The 1476-nt window shown below is 65.1% G+C and carries 1 protein-coding gene; it reads left to right on the top strand.

Annotated features, from left to right (window positions below):
* Positions 1-250: 250 nt before the first annotated feature.
* Positions 251-1453, top strand: coding sequence for an IS110 family transposase (locus RF637_RS13745; protein ID WP_144931468.1), 1203 nt, complete (start codon positions 251-253; stop codon positions 1451-1453).
* Positions 1454-1476 lie beyond the last annotated feature (23 nt).

The raw sequence follows: 1476 nt of genomic DNA, 5'->3' as shown, positions 1-1476 counted from the left end.
CCCCGTTACCTTTTTCGTGGCGCTTGCCTCCGGGAGGATGTAGGCGTAGGTAGCCAGCCGGTCCCGGCATGATTGTTGCCCCCAGTCATCGATGATCCGGGGGGTGTAGTCACCGGGGCCGGCACTGGTTCACCCGGACCGCTGATAGAAGCACGACCCGATGCCTGGGGCTTTGTAACGTGGATGTGGGCGGGTGAACCATCTGGTCACCTCACTCCTTGTCCCTGCGTGATGAAAATAGGTGACCCTCATGGACCACCAGCTCTACCTCGGGATCGACGTCGGTAAGACCGAACACCACGCCACCGCCCTCACCGCGGAAGGCACCGTCGTTCACGACAAACCCCTGCCCCAGTCCGAACCGAAGATCCGGGCCCTGCTAGAAGCCCTGCACGCCGAGCACGGGCCTGTTCTGGTGGTTGTGGACCAGCCGAAGACCATTGGGGCCCTGGTCATCGCCGTAGCGCAGGACCTCGGGATCGATGTAGCCTACCTGCCCGGGCTGACGATGCGCCGGGTGGCGGATTTGCACGAAGGCCAGGCGAAAACCGATGCCCGTGACGCGTTCATCATCGCCGACACCGCCCGCACCCTGCCCCACACGTTGCGTGGGATCACCGTGGCAGAAGAGAACATCGCCGAACTGGCGATGCTGTGTGGTTTCGATGACGACCTCACAGCCCAGCTCACCCAGGTCCGCAACCGGTTGCGGGGTTTCCTCACCCAGATCCACCCCGCCCTGGAACGTGTTCTCGGACCCCGCCTGGGCCACACCGCGGTGATCACCCTGCTCACCCGCTACCCCTCGCCCTCCCGGCTGCGCACCGCCGGGAGGGGCCACGTGCGAGCGTTGCTGAAGAAACACGCACCCCGGCTGGCCGAGCGGCTGACTGAGGAGATTTTCACCGCCCTGGCCGAGCAAACAGTGACCGTCACCGGTACTACCGCGGCGGAGAAGATCATCGGGCGCCTCGCCCAACAACTGGCACAGTTGAGCACTCAGCGTTCTGAGATTGAGAACGAGATCCTCACGGTGGTCGATGCTCACCCTCTCACCCAGGTCCTGACCTCTATGCCCGGGGTAGGGGTCAGGACCGCCGCACGGATCCTCACCGAAGTCGTGGGCAAGAACTTCAAGGACGCCGCCCACCTGGCCTCCTACGCCGGCATCGCCCCCGTCACCCGGCGCTCCGGGACCTCTATCCGCGGCGAGTTCCCCTCGCGGCGCGGCAACAAGACCCTGAAACGGGCGCTGTTCCTCTCCGCGTTCGCCTCGATCAATGCCAGCCCCGCCTCCAGGGCCTACTACGACCGCAAACGCGCCCAGGGCAAACGCCATAACCAAGCCATCATCGCCCTGGCCAGACGCCGCACCGACGTGCTCTACGCCATGCTGCGCGACGGGACCTTCTACACCGAACCCACCCCACCCGCGGTGGCTCTAGCCGCTTGACGAAAACCATAGAAGCACCCCCC

Origin of the sequence: Kocuria sp. CPCC 204721 (assembly GCF_040980945.1) — a bacterium.
GTDB classification, from domain to species: domain Bacteria; phylum Actinomycetota; class Actinomycetes; order Actinomycetales; family Micrococcaceae; genus Kocuria; species Kocuria marina.
Note: the sequence above shows the minus strand (reverse complement) of the source record. Positions and strands in the feature narration are given on the sequence as shown.

What these genes read in the sequence shown, in the direction of transcription:
- RF637_RS13745 (WP_144931468.1), top strand. Translation starts at nt 251, where the DNA reads ATGGACCACCAGCTCTACCTCGGGATCGACGTCGGTAAGACCGAACAC.